The organism is Mycobacterium sp. ITM-2016-00318, from assembly GCF_002968285.2.
Lineage (GTDB): Bacteria > Actinomycetota > Actinomycetes > Mycobacteriales > Mycobacteriaceae > Mycobacterium.
In genome coordinates, this window is record NZ_CP134400.1 from 2,006,353 (window position 1) to 2,023,623 (window position 17,271).

The 17,271-nt window shown below is 64.5% G+C and carries 17 protein-coding genes and 2 tRNA genes; 9 read left to right on the forward strand and 10 right to left on the reverse strand.

Going from position 1 to position 17,271, the window contains the following annotated elements; translation table 11 throughout:
* Positions 1-13: 13 nt before the first annotated feature.
* Positions 14-1,219, reverse strand: a complete 1,206-nt coding sequence (locus tag C6A82_RS09670; RefSeq protein WP_105349336.1) for an MFS transporter — start codon at positions 1,217-1,219, stop codon at positions 14-16.
* A gap of 115 nt (positions 1,220-1,334) precedes the next feature.
* On the opposite strand from C6A82_RS09670, the gene C6A82_RS09675 reads away from it, so the two are divergent.
* The 5 genes from C6A82_RS09675 (at position 1,335) to C6A82_RS09695 (ending at position 4,966) form a co-directional block, all read left to right on the forward strand.
* Complete coding sequence (locus C6A82_RS09675) at positions 1,335-2,147, forward strand: fumarylacetoacetate hydrolase family protein (protein WP_105349335.1); 813 nt, start codon at positions 1,335-1,337, stop codon at positions 2,145-2,147.
* The gene (gene gltX, locus C6A82_RS09680) at positions 2,144-3,649 is read left to right on the forward strand and encodes a glutamate--tRNA ligase (protein ID WP_105349334.1); all 1,506 of its coding nucleotides are present in this window, start codon (positions 2,144-2,146) and stop codon (positions 3,647-3,649) included. The genes C6A82_RS09675 and gltX overlap by 4 nt, the downstream gene beginning before the upstream one ends.
* Before the next feature lie 118 nt (positions 3,650-3,767).
* Positions 3,768-3,839: transfer RNA gene (locus C6A82_RS09685), tRNA-Gln, on the forward strand.
* Between the two features lie 62 nt (positions 3,840-3,901).
* A tRNA-Glu gene (locus C6A82_RS09690) sits at positions 3,902-3,974 on the forward strand.
* 296 nt (positions 3,975-4,270) lie between these two features.
* Positions 4,271-4,966, forward strand: a complete 696-nt coding sequence (locus C6A82_RS09695; RefSeq protein ID WP_105349333.1) for a hypothetical protein — start codon at positions 4,271-4,273, stop codon at positions 4,964-4,966.
* 10 nt (positions 4,967-4,976) lie between these two features.
* Here the strand turns inward: C6A82_RS09695 and C6A82_RS09700 are convergent, their stop codons facing one another.
* From C6A82_RS09700 to C6A82_RS09715, 4 genes are all read right to left on the reverse strand, one after another.
* On the reverse strand, positions 4,977-5,258 hold the full coding sequence (locus C6A82_RS09700; protein ID WP_199193986.1) for a hypothetical protein: 282 nt from the start codon (positions 5,256-5,258) through the stop codon (positions 4,977-4,979).
* A 13-nt stretch (positions 5,259-5,271) separates the two neighbouring features.
* Positions 5,272-5,859 carry a 3-phenylpropionate/cinnamic acid dioxygenase subunit beta gene (locus C6A82_RS09705; RefSeq protein ID WP_105349332.1) on the reverse strand — a complete coding sequence of 196 codons (588 nt, stop codon included), beginning with the start codon at positions 5,857-5,859 and terminating at the stop codon, positions 5,272-5,274.
* Positions 5,856-7,151: an aromatic ring-hydroxylating dioxygenase subunit alpha gene (locus C6A82_RS09710; protein ID WP_199193987.1), complete on the reverse strand. Its 1,296-nt coding sequence runs from the start codon at positions 7,149-7,151 to the stop codon at positions 5,856-5,858. Before C6A82_RS09710 ends, C6A82_RS09705 begins: the two co-directional genes overlap by 4 nt.
* A 384-nt stretch (positions 7,152-7,535) precedes the next feature.
* Complete coding sequence (locus C6A82_RS09715) at positions 7,536-8,237, reverse strand: IclR family transcriptional regulator (RefSeq protein WP_105349331.1); 702 nt, start codon at positions 8,235-8,237, stop codon at positions 7,536-7,538.
* A gap of 39 nt (positions 8,238-8,276) precedes the next feature.
* Between C6A82_RS09715 and leuC the strand changes: the two genes are divergently transcribed.
* The 3 genes from leuC to C6A82_RS09730 all read left to right on the forward strand — a co-directional run bounded on the left by leuC (position 8,277) and on the right by C6A82_RS09730 (position 11,171).
* Positions 8,277-9,710, forward strand: a complete 1,434-nt coding sequence (gene leuC, locus C6A82_RS09720; RefSeq protein WP_105349330.1) for a 3-isopropylmalate dehydratase large subunit — start codon at positions 8,277-8,279, stop codon at positions 9,708-9,710.
* Positions 9,711-9,722: 12 nt separating this feature from the next.
* Positions 9,723-10,322, forward strand: coding sequence for a 3-isopropylmalate dehydratase small subunit (leuD, locus tag C6A82_RS09725; protein WP_105349329.1), 600 nt, complete (start codon positions 9,723-9,725; stop codon positions 10,320-10,322).
* Positions 10,323-10,520: 198 nt separating this feature from the next.
* On the forward strand, positions 10,521-11,171 hold the full coding sequence (locus C6A82_RS09730; protein ID WP_105349328.1) for an HU family DNA-binding protein: 651 nt from the start codon (positions 10,521-10,523) through the stop codon (positions 11,169-11,171).
* Positions 11,172-11,315: 144 nt separating this feature from the next.
* Here C6A82_RS09730 and C6A82_RS09735 read toward each other — a convergent pair whose 3' ends face one another.
* Genes C6A82_RS09735 through cofC form a run of 5 tightly spaced genes read right to left on the reverse strand, consistent with a single transcriptional unit; the run spans position 11,316 to position 16,231 of the window.
* The gene (locus tag C6A82_RS09735) at positions 11,316-11,960 is read right to left on the reverse strand and encodes a methyltransferase (protein WP_311101765.1); all 645 of its coding nucleotides are present in this window, start codon (positions 11,958-11,960) and stop codon (positions 11,316-11,318) included.
* 36 nt (positions 11,961-11,996) lie between these two features.
* Positions 11,997-12,329 (reverse strand): methyltransferase dimerization domain-containing protein, encoded by a 333-nt coding sequence (locus tag C6A82_RS09740; protein ID WP_311101766.1) that lies wholly within the window; start codon positions 12,327-12,329, stop codon positions 11,997-11,999.
* A gap of 33 nt (positions 12,330-12,362) precedes the next feature.
* Complete coding sequence (locus C6A82_RS09745) at positions 12,363-13,298, reverse strand: bifunctional NUDIX hydrolase/histidine phosphatase family protein (RefSeq protein ID WP_105349327.1); 936 nt, start codon at positions 13,296-13,298, stop codon at positions 12,363-12,365.
* A 37-nt stretch (positions 13,299-13,335) separates the two neighbouring features.
* A complete protein-coding gene (locus tag C6A82_RS09750; protein WP_105349326.1) occupies positions 13,336-15,525 on the reverse strand; it encodes an RNA degradosome polyphosphate kinase in 2,190 nt (729 codons plus the stop codon).
* 52 nt (positions 15,526-15,577) lie between these two features.
* Positions 15,578-16,231: a 2-phospho-L-lactate guanylyltransferase gene (gene cofC / locus C6A82_RS09755; RefSeq protein ID WP_105349325.1), complete on the reverse strand. Its 654-nt coding sequence runs from the start codon at positions 16,229-16,231 to the stop codon at positions 15,578-15,580.
* A gap of 59 nt (positions 16,232-16,290) precedes the next feature.
* Between cofC and C6A82_RS09760 the strand changes: the two genes are divergently transcribed.
* A complete protein-coding gene (locus C6A82_RS09760; protein WP_199193985.1) occupies positions 16,291-17,271 on the forward strand; it encodes an NAD(P)H-dependent glycerol-3-phosphate dehydrogenase in 981 nt (326 codons plus the stop codon).

The following is a 17,271-nucleotide window of genomic DNA, read 5'->3' on the forward strand; positions in this document are numbered from 1 at the left end:
GCGCGGCTTTCGGTCACGATCCGGCGTGATCGCCACTCAGGGGGTCTGATTCAAGCGGAACAAGGGGGATCGCGATGATCGGAAAGAGAGCGCAGACCGCAAACGCCGCCGCGTAGCCTGCGGCGCCGATCAACCCGCCGAACAACGGTGGAGCTATGCCTGCGGTGAGCAACTGGCTCGTGTTCTGTGTGCCGAGCGCCCGTCCGCTCCAGAAGGGTCCGGCGATCTCCGCGATCGCGGTGAAGGCCAATCCGTTGTCCGACACGGTGATCACCGACGCGACGATCACCATCGCCACGCTGATCGGCGAGTTGAGCCAGTCGGTCAGCGCCAACAGGCCCATCGACGCGGCGGCGGCCAGCGCGATGACGCGGATCGGTCGTAGCCGCGAGCCGGCGATGTCCGACCACCGGCCCGCCGCGATTCGGCCGGCGGCGCCGAGCACCTGGGCCAGCGTCACCAGCAGACCGGCGGACGCCGCGGACCATCCGCGCTCGGCCATCAACCACACCAACGTGAAGGTCGACACCATCACCTGAGGTGCCACCAGAAGCACCGAAACGGCGTGGATGCGCCACAGCGTTGCCGACCCCCGGTAGGGGTTGGCTAGATCGCTCTCGTCGGCCTCTGCGCGCGGCGGACGGGGCGGATCCTTCACCGCCACCGCACAGATGACGGCTGCCGCCGCGCAGACCCCGGCGGGGAAGAGCAGTGCCGCCGACACGCCGTAGTTCTCCGCCAGCCGCGGAATCACCAAGGCACCGAGGCCGACTCCCAACGGCTGGGCCGTCTGCCGGATGCCCATGACGAGCCCGCGCTGATCCGGCGGGAACCACCCCACCACGAGTCTGCCGCTCGCGGTGTTGCTGCTGGCCGCGGCCATTCCGCCGAGCAATAGGAATGCGCCGACCGCGAACAGCGAGTGCACGGAGGCCGCTGCGAACGCCGCGGCCGCGGTCAGCGCCGAGCCGAGCGCCAACACGGTGCGTTCGCCTATCCGGTCGACGACATAACCCCATGCGATGAGGGTGAGGACCATTCCGAAGCTCGGCATCGACGACAGCAGGCCCGCCGCGGCCAGGTCGAGGCCGCGCTCGGTGTGCAACGTCGGGATGAGGAATGCCGCGCCATTGATGAACACGTTTGCGAAGAGGGTCGCCGTTAGCGCTATGACGAGCATCGACCAGCGGCGCACGGTGCTGATCGGACCCGCCGTCATGGAGCCCATCGTTGCACAGCCGTCTCAACATATTGAACAGGAATCTCATGCTATGAGAAGCAGATCGGCGGGAGTTGCCTCGAGCGGCCGCAATGCCGCCCACTAGGCTGGGCTGATGCGCCTAGGCCGTATCGCCAGCCCCGACGGGGTCGCCTTCGTCAGCATCGAGGGGTCCCCCGAGCAGTCGGATGCCGTTGTCAGGGAGATCGCCGAGCATCCGTTCGGCAATCCGACCTTCACCGGACGACAGTGGCCGCTGGCCGATGTCCGATTGCTGGCGCCCATCCTTGCCAGCAAGGTGGTCTGCATCGGCAAGAACTATGCCGCGCACATCGCGGAGATGGCTGAGGACGCGAGGAGCAGCACGAGCGACGGCGGGGAGGTCGCAGACCCGATCATCTTCATGAAGCCGAACACCGCGATCGTCGGGCCGAACGTTCCCATTCAATTGCCCGCGGACGCTGACCCCGTCCACTTCGAGGGTGAGTTGGCCGCGGTCATCGGAAGGCCGTGCAAGGACGTCCCCGCGTCGCGGGTGGCCGAGAACATCCTCGGCTACACGATCGCCAATGACGTCTCCGCACGCGATCAGCAGAAGAAGGATGGCCAGTGGACCCGCGCCAAGGGCCACGACACCTTCTGTCCCGTCGGCCCATGGATCGTCACCGACGTCGATTCCTCCGATCTCGAGATCCGCACGGAAGTCAACGGCGACGTGAAGCAGAACAGCCGGACGTCGAACATGATTCACGACGTCGGCGCCGTCGTCGAATGGATCTCGGCGGTGATGACGCTGCTACCGGGCGATCTCATCCTGACCGGAACGCCAGACGGTGTCGGTCCGCTCGAGAACGGCGACACGGTGAGCATCACGATCGAGGGTATCGGAACCCTCACCAATCCCGTTGTACGCAAAGGAAAACCGTGACCGCACTCGGGAAGAGCCACGATGGCGGGGCCCGTGTCCGGGTGCGGTTCTGCCCTTCGCCGACGGGCACGCCGCACGTCGGTTTGATCAGGACCGCGCTCTTCAACTGGGTCTACGCTCGGCACACCGGCGGCGACTTCGTGTTCCGGCTCGAGGATACCGACGCCGAACGCGACAGCGAGGAAAGCTATCTCGCGCTTCTCGACTCGCTGAACTGGCTCGGCCTCAACTACGACGAAGGGCCCGAGATCGGCGGACCGTACAGCCCGTATCGGCAGTCCGAGCGCCGCGACATCTACCGCGACGTGGTTGCGCGGCTCGTGGCCGCTGGGGTGGTGTACGAGGCGTATTCCACACCCGAGGAGGTGGAGGCCCGTCACATCGCCGCGGGCCGTAACCCGAAGCTGGGTTATGACAACTTCGATCGCGACCTGACCGACGAGCAACGCGATGCGCACCGGAGGGACGGCCGGCGCCCGGTTTTGCGGCTGCGGATGCCCGATGAACCGATCACGTGGCACGACCTGGTTCGGGGCGAGACGACGTTCGCGCCGGGCTCTGTTCCGGATTACGCGCTGACCCGCGCCAGCGGAGACCCGCTGTACACCTTGGTCAATCCGGTCGACGACGCGTTCATGAAGATCACCCACGTCCTGCGCGGCGAAGACCTGCTGTCGTCCACACCGCGGCAGATCGCCCTGTATCAGGCGCTGATGCGCATCGGTGTCACCGATGCCATCCCGCAGTTCGGCCACCTGCCCGCCGTGCTCGGCGAAGGCAACAAGAAGCTGTCCAAACGCGATCCGCAGTCGAATCTGTTCCTGCATCGTGACCGTGGTTTCATTCCGGAAGGACTGCTGAATTACCTGGCGCTGCTGGGCTGGTCGATCGCCGACGACCGTGACGTGTTCAGTCTCGACGAAATGGTCGCGGCCTTCGATGTGACGGACGTCAACTCCAATCCGGCCCGCTTCGACCAGAAGAAGGCCGACGCGCTCAACGCCGACCACATCCGGCTGCTGACCGAGGAAGACTTCACGCAACGGTTGCGCGCGTACTTCGGTGTGCACGCCTACGACACCGGCCTCGGTGACGATGGGTTCGCCGAGGCCGCCCGGTTGGTGCAGACCCGAATCGTCGTGCTTGCCGATGCGTGGGATTTGCTGAAGTTTCTCAACGACGACGAGTTCGCCCTCGACGAGAAGGCGGCGGCGAAGGAGTTGCGCGCCGATGCGGGCCAGGTGCTCGAGGCCGCGCTGAACGCGCTCGACGGCGTCCGCGACTGGAAGTCCGCCGACATCGAGGCGGCACTCAAAGGCGCCCTGCTCGATGAACTGGAGCTCAAACCGCGCAAGGCGTTCGGTCCGATCCGGGTGGCTGCGACAGGATCGACGGTCAGCCCACCGCTCTTCGAATCGCTCGAGCTGCTCGGACGCGAGCGCAGCTTGGCGCGCTTGCGCGCCGGTCGTGACCACGCGGCGGCCGCGGCGACCGCCGGGTGAGAAGACGACGCGAAATCTTTGGTAATCTGCACGTCGGCCCGGCAAGACACCAATCGTGTCGTCTCATCTGTCTGCCTGGCCGGAAAAGGGCCTGTGACCAGCGGTTACAGGTGGCCGATGGGGTATGGTGTAATTGGCAACACAGCGGTTTCTGGTACCGCCATTCTAGGTTCGAGTCCTGGTACCCCAGCAGCAGTAGTGATTATGGTCGGCTCTGGCACCTGAGCTATGCTGGCCCTTCGGAAAGTTCTGGCCCCCGTCGTCTAGCGGCCTAGGACGCCGCCCTCTCACGGCGGTAGCGTGGGTTCGAATCCCATCGGGGGTACCCTGCGTGTCGAACATGGAGCGCCCGAACCCTCGCCAGGGTTCGGGCTTTTTCTGCGCGCGCCCCCGCAGGCACGACGCACATCTTCGGATTGTCGGCGGTGCCGCCGTTCGGGAACTCACTCGGACCGACAGATCGGAGAGCCGACTCGTTGCACGGGTCATCGCCCCACCAAGGAAGAGGCTGTCAAAACCCGGTCAGCTGCGGTGGAGTCGCAGCTTTCCTGCAGGAGGTCCGCGACATGAGTGTTAACGTGCGTCGATGGGAGGAGCCATCGACAGAGAAGCGGCAACTCGATGACGACCGCCCTCGCCAAGCCGGAGTGGGACGCCAGGCGGCGAACCCTTCGTAACGCGGTGCGCGAGGCGGTGTACGGGGTCGACAGCCGAATGCGTATAAGGGGTTCCTTCGTTCACGGTGATTTCCATCTCGCTCGCGACGGTCGAGTCACATTCAGCGATGTCGACCTGCTCATCGACGACGACGGAAGGAGTCCGCACGCGTGGGAGGCAGACGTGGCGGCCGCGCTCGCGAGCCGAGGGTGGGACATCCGTATCTCCGTTCTGCACTTCGATCCGACGCTGTCGATGGAGCGATCAGCGTCCAGCCTCCTCAGTTTTGGACAACTGATCCGATTCCTGCCGAAGACTCACGATCGGCGATTTGAGGCCTATCTCCTATCGAAGACGGCACTGGGAGTACTTGGCGTGCCGGGCATCGCCGCCCGTTCGGAACAGACCCCGTGCGGGGATGACCGCGTTCGGGCCGCATGGTTGGCCCGAATCGGTTTCGAGGCGGGATTCGACAGGGCGTCCTGTATCGATCTCTTATTGGGAGCACCGGAGCCGAACGAAATCACGGCCGCATTCGTCGATCTCATGCGTTTCAATGACCGATCGGCCGCTCGGGCGTGGTTCCTCGACAGGCTGGAGAGATCGACGGCTCATCCCTGGATGAAAGACCACTATCACGAAGTACTTCAGGAAAGCTGACTCTGCAACGTCAGTGCTTACCCGGTTCCGCAGGAGGGTCGCCGGAGTCGTCGTCGACGAGTGATTCGTGCGGATGGCTGATCATTGCCGAAAACGTCGCGGTAGTCTGCCAGGTCAGTGCCTCGAGTTCCATGGGACACAACGACACCCACTGCCCGGATGTACTGGACTCGATGAGCAGTCGCGAACCGTTGCGGGTCTCGACTCGAGCGACACGCACCTCGGCGAATTCGTTTCCGATGGTGACCGGTTCGCCGACTGCATGCGGGCGATCCGGTCGCGGAGATGTCATGGTCCCTGCCCGGTCATAGGAAGATCGCCAGGTTCTGCATCCGAATCACCGACTCGTCGACCAGAATCGTGCGGCGCCTGAGCTTCCAACGCTCCCCCTCTCGCCGGAGCAGGTCTTCGCGACCCGCTGACAGAAGTGCTCCTTCCTGCACATCGCCTCTGCTGCGAAAGAGGAGCATCGCCGAGTCGACGATGAGGTGGTCGCGATCTTCGGTCGCGAACGCGCGGACGTTGGACAGATGACGCCGTAACCGCGAAGGCGGATCCTCGGTCCATGCATGTTCAGTGAGGAAACGAGCAGCCCTGCGCGACAACGAGTATTTGTCCTCGTCGAAATGTGCCATCCCGGGCGCCGTATCGTATCCCGCGTTCCGCGCGGTGGTGACCCGTACCGGCATCAGGTAGTGGATGTCGTCGGCCAGCAGATCCAGCCAGTCGGTATAGGCCTGTGCGTCGAGTAGGTACGTCTCGTCGACCAGCCAGCGGTGCAACTCGAGGTGGCGTTCGTCGTCGAAGCGCAGGCTGGTGCCTCTACGCGTGATCCTCGACGCGGTCTTGCCGAGGCGGGAGGCGCTCGAATGCGTGACATCGGCATTATTCATGTTGTAGCGCCTCGCTCCAGGTCGTCTGCCCACCGCCGCAACAACTCCCGCTGGTTGAACTCGCTATATCCTTTCCGCGCGAGGCCCGGGCCGCAGAACCGCTCGGGCGGCAGCGGCGGCGTGACTTCGGTGTCATCCTCGAGCAGTCCCATCCTGCTGTTGAGCAGCAGGCGGCGGGCCATAGAGCCTCCGGCGGTACTGGTGAGCGACACCCAGTTCTCGACGTCATCCTGTTCGAACATGCCGGTGCTGCCGAAGCACATCAGATAGGCCTTGTACGAGAGGGCCTTGAACTCTTCAGGCGCCTGCTTGTCGACGGCGAACCACGACAGAACTTCGGTTTCGTGCTCGCTGACCGGCTGCCACTGCCGCAGGCTGATGAAGGGAAGCACACCGTCGGAGGCCGCGACTTTCGGCCAGTTGTGGACGAAGGACAGATTCGGATACAGCGACGCGGCGCTGAACATGTAGCCGTCGCGCCCGATCACGTCGAGTTGCCCGACGGACCAGGACCGCTTCAGCCGGCTGATCATCTCGTCGGGATAGCCGACGTACCGCAACCGCTCCTCGAGCGAGCCGTCCGGCAGTTTGTAGGTGGTGCCTCCGCCGTTGCCCGCCCAATAGAGCACACCTTCTTTGCGTTTCTGTGCGTTGGGTTCCCGAAACAAGCCGATTTCCACGATCGACGAATGCGTGTGGGGAGTGTGATACATGTCCCCGGCGAAGTTCTCGGCGCCGATCTTCCAATTGGCCTTGATGCGCCAACGCTGCGGGCCGTGCATTTCGATTCCACTACTGCTCTGCTTGGTATAGAAGTCCAGATAGAACCGGAAGTCGCCGAGATACTCATCGAGCGGAGGCGCCGTGGCGGCCAGGCTGATGAAGATCAGCCCGTTGTAGATGTCGATATTCGGTGCCGGCAGCAGCCGTTGCCCCGTGCGTTTAAATCCCGCTTCGCCGCCGTAGGCTTCCTCGTGGAACGGCAGCCCCGCGATGCTGCCGTCGTTGCGGTACGACCAACCGTGATACGGACAACGGAAGTGCGACGCGTTGCCCATCTCGGCGCGGCACACCTGCATGCCCCGGTGAAGACACATGTTGAAATGCACCCGGACGACGCCTTCTTCGTCGCGGATGACGATGAACGAGTCATGGAGTACCCGACGGACCACGTAGTCGCCGGGTTGGGGAATTTCCGACTCATGTCCGACGAAGATCCAGACTCGGCTGAAGAGGCGCTCCTTTTCGAGTTCGAAGATCGCGCTGTCGTTATATATGTGCGCCGGAATCATTCCGCGCCGCACATCGTCGAGCACGCCTTGCAGCTCGGTCACGACGATCTCTTCTCGCACGCACGCAGGAGCACCATTGTGTTCAGAGGTTACTTCCGCACAGTGGACCTCGGCGCAGCCTTCAGACAAGTGACACAGAAAATCTCAGTAGCTATGGTGGCAAGCTGCTTACCGGCACTTTTCGGTCAGCCGAGGATAGACACCGGTCTCCCGCACACCCACGCGAGTCAGCGCACAGTCCGCGCTCCCCGATTATCGTCGAAAGCCTTGCGGCGCAATCTGAGCTGAATTGGCACAAGCGAGGGAGGGCTATATCGATCCGTCGGGCTAACGCCTATGCACGTTCGAACTGCACCCACCATCGGGGATATACCTAGCAGTCGATCAGAGCCGTCGGGTCAATGCATCAGCGGCCGCCAGCAAGTCTGCCGCCCATCGCGTTCCCGGTCGGCGGCCCATCCGATCGATCGGGCCGGACACCGATATCGCCGCGATGACCTGGCCCCGGCCGTCCCGTACCGGTGCGGACACACTTGCCACGCCCGGCTCCCGTTCGGCGACGCTCTGCGCCCAACCGCGTTTGCGTACGTCGGCCAGTGTGCGGTCGGTGAATTTCGCCGCGGGCAATACCGCCTGCTGGGTGGCAGCGTCGCTGAACGCCAACAGGATCTTCGCCCCCGACCCCGCCGTCATCGGAAGGTGCGTTCCGACCGGAACCGTGTCGCGGAGTCCAGCAGGCGGTTCCAACGCTGCCACGCAAATCCGGGACGTGCCCTCACGCCGGTAGAGCTGCACGCTTTCACCGGTGATTTCGCGCAACCGCGGAAGGACAGCCGCGCCAGCGGCCAAGAGGGGATCGTTCACCTGTCCGGCCAACTCGACCAGCGCAGGCCCGAGGCGCCAGCGGCCCTCGGCGTCGCGCGCGAGCAGACGGTGTACCTCCAGGCCCGCGGCGAGGCGGTGGGCGGTAGCCCGCGGGAGACCGGTCCGTTCGCACAGTTCGGCCAGACCACAGGGCGACTCGGAGATCGTGTGCAGCAGCCCCACCGCTTTGTCGAGCACGCCGATACCGCTATCCTGTCTCACAAGGAGATACTAGCGTTCCAGATTGTGAGATAGTCAAGCATGAGCACCGACACCAGGCCGCGCACCATGGCGGAGAAGGTTTGGGACGACCACGTCGTCGCTCTCGGCGGCGGCACGGGTGAATCCCGGGAACCCGATCTGATCTACATCGACCTTCATCTCATTCACGAGGTGACCAGCCCGCAGGCGTTCGACGGGTTGCGGCTCGCGGATCGCGGCGTGCGCAGACCGGACTTGACCATCGCCACCGAGGACCACAACGTGCCGACGATCGACATCGACAAGCCGATCGCCGACCCGGTCTCCCGCATTCAGGTCGAAACGCTGCGACGCAATTGCGAGGAGTTCGGCATCCGGCTGCATCCGATGGGCGACGCCGAACAAGGCATCGTGCACATCATCGGACCGCAACTCGGTCTCACCCAGCCGGGCATGACGGTCGTCTGCGGTGACAGCCACACGTCGACCCACGGCGCATTCGGTTCACTTGCGATGGGCATCGGCACGTCGGAGGTCGAGCATGTGCTCGCCACGCAGACGCTGCCCCTTCGTCCGTTCAAGACGATGGCCGTCAATGTCGACGGACAACTGCCCGCGGGCGTCAGCGCCAAAGACATCATCCTCGCGGTGATCGCGAAGATCGGTACCGGCGGTGGTCAGGGTCACGTCATCGAATACCGCGGCAGCGCCATCGAAGCGCTGTCGATGGAAGGTCGGATGACGATCTGCAACATGAGCATCGAAGCCGGCGCGCGTGCGGGCATGGTCGCACCCGACGAGACGACGTATGAGTTTCTGCGCGGACGGCCGCATGCTCCGACAGGTGCGGACTGGGATGCGGCGGTCGCAGCGTGGGAGAACCTACGCACGGATGACGGCGCCGAATTCGACACCGAGGTGTACATCGACGCGACGATGCTGAGCCCGTTCGTGACGTGGGGGACCAACCCGGGCCAGGGCGTGCCGCTGTCGGCGTCGGTGCCTGATCCCGAGTTGATGCTCTCCGACGATGAGCGGCAGTCCGCCGAGAAGGCATTGACCTACATGGATCTCAGGCCGGGCACAGCCATGCGCGATATCGCGGTTGACACCGTCTTCGTGGGCTCGTGCACCAACGGTCGTATCGAGGATCTGCGTGTGGTGGCCGACGTTCTCCGCGGCCGCAAGGTCGCCGACGGTGTGCGGATGCTTGTGGTGCCCGGGTCGATGCGGGTTCGCGCCCAGGCCGAATCAGAAGGTCTCGGCGAGATCTTCACCGACGCCGGCGCGGAATGGCGACAGGCGGGCTGCTCGATGTGTCTCGGCATGAATCCCGATCAGCTGTCGCCGGGTCAGCGGTGCGCGTCGACCTCGAACCGAAATTTCGAGGGCAGACAAGGTAAGGGTGGCCGCACACATCTGGTGTCACCGGCCGTGGCAGCGGCGACGGCGGTGCGCGGCGCGTTGTCCTCACCCGCAGACCTGAGTACCTAGAGGAGACGAACCATGGAACCCTTCCGTACGCATACCGGCATCGGAGTTCCGCTGCGCCGGTCCAATGTCGACACCGATCAGATCATTCCTGCGGTGTATCTGAAGCGGGTCACCCGAACGGGTTTCGAGGACGGGTTGTTCGCGTCGTGGCGCAACGATCCGTCGTTTGTCTTGAATCTGAGCCCGTTCGACAGGGGCTCCGTATTGGTGGCCGGACCCGATTTCGGCACGGGTTCGTCGCGCGAACATGCGGTGTGGGCGCTCATGGACTACGGCTTCCGTGTCGTCATCTCGTCAAGGTTCGCGGATATTTTTCGCGGGAATGCGGGCAAGTCGGGCCTACTGGCGGCAGAAGTTTCTCAAGATGATGTGGAACTGCTGTGGAAGCTCATCGAGCAGCAGCCCGGACTGGAAATCACTGTGAATCTTCAAGATCGCAACGTGGCCGCGGGAACGGTCATGGTGCCGTTCAAGATTGACGATTACACCGCCTGGCGATTGCTCGAAGGTCTCGACGATATAGGCCTTACCCTGCGGAAACTCGATGACATCGAGTTGTATGAATCCAACCGCCCGGACTGGAAACCGCATACGTTGCCGATACCCGGATAGCCGCGGAAGCAACGGAAATTAAGGGTTCACAAAGGGCCCTTCCGGCCCCCTCGCCAGCGGCCATGCGCGGCAACCGGATTCCAGAAATACGTGACAGCAACGCCTGAAATTGCGCGTGGCTCTTGGAAATCAGTGGTAAGTCGTATTACCGTGTCTTTCTAGTTGGTCCAAGGTGGATCACTGGTCTGGAGGTTTTGCATGAACAAAGCAGAGCTGATCGACGTACTCACGAAGCAACTCGACGTCGACCGTCGCTCGGCAACCGATGCGGTTGAGGGTGTGGTCGACACAATCGTGCGTGCGGTACACAAGGGTGACAGCGTCACCATTACCGGTTTCGGCGTCTTCGAACAACGCCGTCGTGCAGCCCGGGTCGCGCGTAATCCGCGTACCGGCGAGACAGTAAAAGTGAAACCAACGTCCGTGCCGGCCTTCCGGCCCGGCGCTCAGTTCAAAGCGGTTGTCTCTGGCGCACAGCGCCTCCCGGCGGAAGGACCTGCAGTGAAGCGTGGAGCTAGTGGTAGTGGCGGAGCTCGAAAGGCCGTGCGGAAGGCCGCGGCCAAGAAGGCGGTGAAGCGCGGCGCCGCCAAGAAGGCAGTGAAGCGCGGCGCCGCCAAGAAGGCAGTGAAGCGCAGCGCCGCCAAGAAGGCAGTGAAGCGCAGCGCCGCCAAGAAGGCAGTGAAGCGCGGCGCAGCCAAGAAGGCAGTGAAGCGTAGCGCCGCCAAGAAGGCAGTGAAGCGCGGCGCAGCCAAGAAGGCAGTGAAGCGCACCGCCGCCAAGAAGGCAGTGAAGCGCGGCGCAGCCAAGAAGACCGCGCGCAGGGCGCCGGCCAAGAAGGGTCGTCGGTAACCTTCAGACAGACGCGCCGTGGGTCATCGAGACCCACGGCGTATCTGCGTATTGAGGAGCCCCGAGCCTAGACGGCCGCGCTCTCGATGACCGACGCAGGCCCAACGGTGGGGACCGTGCGGGAGTAACGGAAACCCGCCCGGCTCAACAGATCGGCGTACTGCGCCTCGGTGCGTTCCCGTCCCGCCAGTGAACCAGCATCTCCAGGTCGAGCATCTTCGACAGGTGCTCGCGCTCGTCATCCGGCACCACCATCTCGACCAGCAAGAGCGTTGCGTCCGGTTTCATCGCGGCGCGCACGTTACGCAGGGTCCGGACGGCATCATCGTCATTCCAGTCGTGAATGATGTGCTTGAGAATGTAGGCATCGCCGCCCGTGGGTATCGACTCGAAGAACGATCCACCGATCGTTTCGCAGCGATCGGACACACGGGTGGCCGCGAGCACCGAGGACGCACCGTCGACGACATGGTCGAAGTTGAACAGGATGCCGCGCGCCGTCGGCGTCTTCGCGAGGATGGCGCTCAGCAGCATGCCGTGCCCGCCGCCGACATCGACGATCGTGTCGAAGCCGGAGAAGTCGTAGGCGGCGACGACCAACGGTGTCTCCATCGTCGACATGCTCGTCATCCCGTCGTTGAACACCGCACCGAGTTCAGGCACCTCGGGAAGCCAGTCGAAGGCCGGTTTGCCCCTCAGCATTTCGATTGCGGACCGCCCCGTCTGCACCGAGTACGAGAGCTGACCCCATTGTTTCCAGTGCATCGGATCGCCCCAGAACAGCACCATTCCCGGAGTCAGGAGTGTCGGAGCGCATGGACTGACTCAGGGGGTGAGTGCGAAGCGGCCGTCACGACGTTGGGAGAAGATTCCACGGTTGGCGAGCGCGCGCAACAGCCGATTGACGCTGTCCGCGTCGGCACCGACACGGTCCGCGATGGCTGCGGCTGTCAGTGGACCGTCACGCAACGCGTCCGCGATGCCGAGCTTGGTCGCCGCGTACACGCCCTGCGCCACAAAGGCTCCAGTCATCGTCTCGAGGATCGTCGCGAACGGTGCTTGCATCGTGCGTTCGATTCGACGCAGGCGGCGCCGAACTGCGTCGAGTGTGCGGGCGAGTCGAACCGGCGGGAGCTTGGGTGGCGCGTCGGCGGGCATGGTGTCCTTTCCAGCTTCGCCGGCGAGCGCCGGCTATTTCTTGGTGGGGGCGAGCGGACTACCGATGTGGTCGGCCGCTACCAAAGTGCCTTGCAATGATGACATCACCCATGTGCTGCCCTTGCGGTTGCGTGACTTGTCGGGACGCACGCCGTCGCGGGCACACCACCACTCGATGAGATCCGGGATGACCTTGCCCTGGGTGCAGATCACCGGTGTGCCGTCGGCCGCGGCGATTTCGAGTATCCGGCGCCGCGCCGCCTTGCGATCGTCGGCGTAGGCCTCCTCGGTGAGCAGCGGTTCATTCTGAATTCCGACGCCGAGCTCCTCGGCAAGAGGTTCGATGGTCTGGTGGCAGCGGGTGCGGTCGGCCGAATACAAGGTGTCGGCACCGAAGGCCAGCAGTTGACCGACCAGCGACTCCGCCTGCGCCCGGCCGCGTTTGTCCAGTGGGCGCAGCCGATCGTCGCCCTTGTAGCTCGACTTGCTGCCCGCCGTGCCGTGCCGAACGATCAGTACGGTCTTGGTGTTCGGCGGAAACTTGGCGAACCGGCGCAACACCTTCCGGTCGTGTGCATACTGCAGCTGCTTGACCGCCGCCGAAACGGGCAGCCATTTCAACTCGTCGACCTCGTCGTTCGGAGTGAAGTCGCCGTCGACGATGTGTGCCGCCCAGTAACGCACCTTCTTGATGCCCTGCTTCTCGACCGGATAGCTCACAGACGTCAGCCGGCGGCCGAGGTGGCAGGCATAGCCGGTTTCCTCGTGCACCTCGCGTACCGCGGTCAACGGTTCGCTCTCCCCGAGTTCGACCTTGCCCTTGGGCAGCGACCAGTCGTCGTAGCGGGGCCGGTGGATCACCGCGACCTCGGGCTCACCCCCGTCATCGCTGAATCGCCACAGCACAGCACCCGCTGCGAGCACCGCCTTGTTCGCGGGCACCGCGTCACGGGAGGACTTCTTCGGCACCTCAACTCCTGCCGGTCATTTTCAACCGCGGGAACTCTCAAGGATGTCGGTGGCGTTCCATCAGCCACACTTGATGATCGCGGACGGTCTGGCCTTCATGCGGGGAGGCGGTCCAACTCCCGTCGGCGCCCAATTCCCAACAGCGGGTGGCCGGATTCATCGCCGACTCGAACACCTCATCCAGCTGCGTTTTCAGCCTCGGATCCTTCACTTGGGCCATCACTTCGACCCGGCGGTCGAGATTACGATGCATCATGTCCGCGCTGCCGATCCATAACTCATCGATGGCGCGCAAGTGAATAATTCGCGAGTGCTCGAGGAAGCGTCCGAGTATCGAGCGAACCACGATGTTCTCCGAGAAGCCTGCGGCCCCCGGGCGTAGCGCGCATATTCCGCGAACCACGACCTCGACCCGCACACCGGCCTGCGACGCCCGATAGAGCGCGTCGATCACCTGCTCGTCGACCAAAGCGTTCGCCTTCAGCCGGATTCGTCCCTCGGCGCCTTCGCGCGTTGCGGCGACTTCCCGTTCGATTCCCTCGATGATCCCTCTGCGCACCCCGAGCGGGGCGACGAGCAGATTGCGGTAGGAATCCTTGCGCGAATAACCGGTCAGCGAGTTGAACAGATCGGTGAGGTCGGCGCCGATGTCGGGGGCGGCGGTCAGCAGGCCGACGTCCTCATAGAGCCGAGCGGTTTTCGGGTTGTAGTTGCCGGTGCCCACGTGGCAGTAGCGCCGGATGGCCGACCCCTCGCGCCGCACCACGAGCGCGGTCTTGCAGTGGGTCTTGAGCCCGATCAACCCGTAGACGACGTGCACACCTGCCTGCTCGAGTGCTCGCGCCCACTTGATGTTGGCCTGCTCGTCGAAGCGCGCCTTGATCTCCACCAGCGCCACGACCTGCTTACCCGCCGAAGCCGCGTCGATCAGCGCGTTGACGATCGGGGAATCACCCGACGTGCGGTAGAGGGTCTGCTTGATCGCCAACACATTGGGGTCGGCGGCGGCCTGCTCGATGAACCGCTGCACCGTGGTGGAGAACGAATCGTACGGGTGGTGAACAAGAACGTCGCCGTCGCGCAGCGTCGCGAAGATGCTCTTGGGCGTCTCCCGCTCACCGAACGCGGGCGGGGTGGCCGGCACGAACGGCGGGTCCTTCAACTCAGGACGGTCGACACCGTAGATCTGCCACAGCGACGAAAGATCCAGCAGGCCAGGCACCTCGATGACGTCGCCGGGGTTCACGTCGAGCTCGCGCAGCAGCAGCTCCAACATGTTCTCGGTCATGTCGTCGGCGACCTCGAGACGCACCGGAGAACCGAAACGCCGTCGGGCCAACTCACGTTCGAGCGCTTGCAGCAGATCCTCGTCTCGGTCCTCCTCGACCTCGAAATCCGCGTTGCGGGTGATCCGGAACGCGTGATGCTCGACAATCTCCAGGCCGGGGAAGAGCACGGTGAGGAACGCCGCGATCAGCTCCTCCATCGGAAGGAAGCGCAATTCGCCGTTCCGGCTGTCGAGTCCCACGAAGCGGTCGACGTTGTCGGGCACCTTGATTCGGGCGAAATGCTGACCGCCGTCATCGGGATGCTTGACGGTGATCGCCAGGTTCAGGCTCAACCCGCTCACGAATGGGAACGGGTGGGCGGGGTCGACCGCCAGCGGTGTGAGCACCGGGAAGACCTGCTCATGGAAGTAGGTCGACAGCCGCTCGCATTCGTCGTCGTCGAGCTGGGCCCAGGTGACGATGACGATGCCCTTCTCGGCGAGCGCAGGGCGCACCGCGTCGGAGAACACATGCGCGTGTCTGCTGGCGATCTGCTGCGTGCGCTCGCTGATCCGGCGCAACTGCTCGCGGGGTGACAGCCCGTCGGCGGAACGCACCGACAATCCCATCTCGTCGCGACGTTTCAGCCCTGCCACCCGGACCATGTAGAACTCGTCGAGGTTCGAGGAGAAGATCGCGAGGAACTTCGCGCGCTCGAGGAGCGGAAGCGACGGATCGGCGGCCAGCGCGAGCACGCGCGCGTTGAAGTCCAGCCAGCTCAGTTCGCGGTTGAGATATCGGTCCTCGGGCAGTGCGTTGTCGACGGCAGGCGCCGTCGCCGCTGGTGGTGCCTCCGGAGTTCTGCTGTCCTCCTCGCGCGCGGACCCCGAATCACCCGGCACCGCGATGGTGCCCTGCTGTCGAACACGAGTCTCGGCTTCGGTCATCCAACCGATCATTCCTCATCGCCGAGCGCAGCGGCCAACGACGGGCAATATCCTCAACCGCTGTTCACCTTGGCCTGCCGATGGCCTGCGTCGTCGCCGTCCCGACGCCGAGCCTGCGGGCCACCATCAGGTCGTCGGGTGTGTCGATATCGCAGCGCAGCCCGGGCCACGGCCCGGTGAGCTCGATGGCCCCCGAATGCTGATGGCGTCGGGCGGAATCCGGTCCGAACTCAGGCGCCAACGCGACACCGAAGGCAAACAGCGCCGAGGTCCCGGTACCGTGCCTGTCCCCGACGAAGCTGCGTGGGTATCCGCGGGCGGCAGCGATCGCCTCGGCGAGTTCCTGCGGCTGCAATGCGGGCAAATCACCCTGCAGCGCAACGATGTTCGGCGTCGAGTCACGAATGACATCCTCTGCGGCCCTTATCGCATTGTTCAGCGGGTCGCGGTGGCCGTCGGGTGTCGGGTCGGACAGAACCTGCGCGCCCAACTCCAGGGCGGTCTCCCCGGCAACCTGGTCCGGGGTGACGACGGTGACCGTTTGCAGTGCGGGAACCGCGAGCGCGGCCTTGATGGTGTCGACCATCATGGCCAGCACCACGGCCTCCCTGGTCGCAGCGGAGAACACCCCGGCGAGTCGCGTCTTGGCGGCGGCCAGCCGCTTGACGGCGATGACCAATCCGACGTCAGCGGGCGCGCCGGTCTGCGTGCCGCTCATAGGTTTCCATCCTGCCAGTCCGCGCGAGCTAGGGTTGAGCCGTGGTGGAGGCGGCGGTAATGGGGGCCGGTGCGTGGGGAACAGCGCTGGCCAAGGTGTTGGCGGACGCCGGTAACAACGTCACGTTGTGGGCCAGGCGCACGGAGCTGGCCGACGAGATCAACGACACCCATCGCAACCCCGAATACCTCGACGACGTCGAACTGCCTGCATCGATCCGCGCTACCAGCGACCCGGCCGAGGCGTTGTCGAACGCCTGCACGGTGCTATTCGGGGTTCCTTCGCAGACACTTCGGGCCAATCTCTCGCGGTGGGCCGAGCTGATCAAGGAGGACGCGACGCTGGTCAGCCTCGCAAAGGGCATCGAGCTGGATTCGTTGATGCGGATGAGCCAGGTGGTGATTCAGGTGACGGGCGCCGACCCGGCGCGGGTGGCTGTCGTCACCGGCCCCAACCTGGCCAGCGAGATCGCCGAGCAACAACCCGCTGCCACCGTCGTGGCCTGCTCCGACTCCGGTCGGGCGGTGACCCTGCAGCGAGCGATGGCCACCGGGTACTTCCGTCCCTACACCAACGCCGACGTCATCGGCGCCGAAGTGGGTGGCGCGTGCAAGAACGTCATCGCGCTTGCCTGCGGCATGGCGGCTGGTGTCGGGATGGGGGAGAACTCGGTGGCCGCGATCATCACCCGGGGTCTCGCCGAGATCATGCGATTGGGAATCGCGTTGGGCGCCAAACCCGCCACCCTGGCCGGGTTGGCCGGGGTCGGTGACCTCGTCGCGACGTGTACGTCGCCCCATTCGCGTAATCGCACCTTCGGCACCCGGCTCGGCAGAGGGGAGTCGTTGGAGGCGGCAAAGCTGGCAGGCGGCGGGCACGTCGCAGAAGGCGTCACGTCGTGCGAGTCGGTGCTGGCGCTCGCGGGCAGCTACGACGTCGAGATGCCGTTGACCGACGCGGTTCACCGGGTATGCCACAAAGGGTTCTCGGTGCCCGAGGCGGTCGCGCTGCTGCTCGGTCGCAGCACGAAACCGGAGTAG

What these genes read in the sequence shown, in the direction of transcription:
- C6A82_RS09695 (WP_105349333.1), top strand. Translation starts at nt 4,271, where the DNA reads ATGACGACCGCCCTCGCCAAGCCGGAGTGGGACGCCAGGCGGCGAACC.
- C6A82_RS09705 (WP_105349332.1), bottom strand. Translation starts at nt 5,859, where the DNA reads ATGAATAATGCCGATGTCACGCATTCGAGCGCCTCCCGCCTCGGCAAG.
- leuC (WP_105349330.1), top strand. Translation starts at nt 8,277, where the DNA reads ATGAGCACCGACACCAGGCCGCGCACCATGGCGGAGAAGGTTTGGGAC.
- cofC (WP_105349325.1), bottom strand. Translation starts at nt 16,231, where the DNA reads ATGAGCGGCACGCAGACCGGCGCGCCCGCTGACGTCGGATTGGTCATC.
- C6A82_RS09735 (WP_311101765.1), bottom strand. Translation starts at nt 11,960, where the DNA reads ATGGTGCTGTTCTGGGGCGATCCGATGCACTGGAAACAATGGGGTCAG.
- C6A82_RS09670 (WP_105349336.1), bottom strand. Translation starts at nt 1,219, where the DNA reads ATGACGGCGGGTCCGATCAGCACCGTGCGCCGCTGGTCGATGCTCGTC.
- C6A82_RS09730 (WP_105349328.1), top strand. Translation starts at nt 10,521, where the DNA reads ATGAACAAAGCAGAGCTGATCGACGTACTCACGAAGCAACTCGACGTC.
- C6A82_RS09700 (WP_199193986.1), bottom strand. Translation starts at nt 5,258, where the DNA reads ATGACATCTCCGCGACCGGATCGCCCGCATGCAGTCGGCGAACCGGTC.
- C6A82_RS09710 (WP_199193987.1), bottom strand. Translation starts at nt 7,151, where the DNA reads ATGATTCCGGCGCACATATATAACGACAGCGCGATCTTCGAACTCGAA.
- C6A82_RS09740 (WP_311101766.1), bottom strand. Translation starts at nt 12,329, where the DNA reads ATGCCCGCCGACGCGCCACCCAAGCTCCCGCCGGTTCGACTCGCCCGC.
- leuD (WP_105349329.1), top strand. Translation starts at nt 9,723, where the DNA reads ATGGAACCCTTCCGTACGCATACCGGCATCGGAGTTCCGCTGCGCCGG.
- C6A82_RS09750 (WP_105349326.1), bottom strand. Translation starts at nt 15,525, where the DNA reads ATGATCGGTTGGATGACCGAAGCCGAGACTCGTGTTCGACAGCAGGGC.
- C6A82_RS09760 (WP_199193985.1), top strand. Translation starts at nt 16,291, where the DNA reads ATGGGGGCCGGTGCGTGGGGAACAGCGCTGGCCAAGGTGTTGGCGGAC.
- C6A82_RS09675 (WP_105349335.1), top strand. Translation starts at nt 1,335, where the DNA reads ATGCGCCTAGGCCGTATCGCCAGCCCCGACGGGGTCGCCTTCGTCAGC.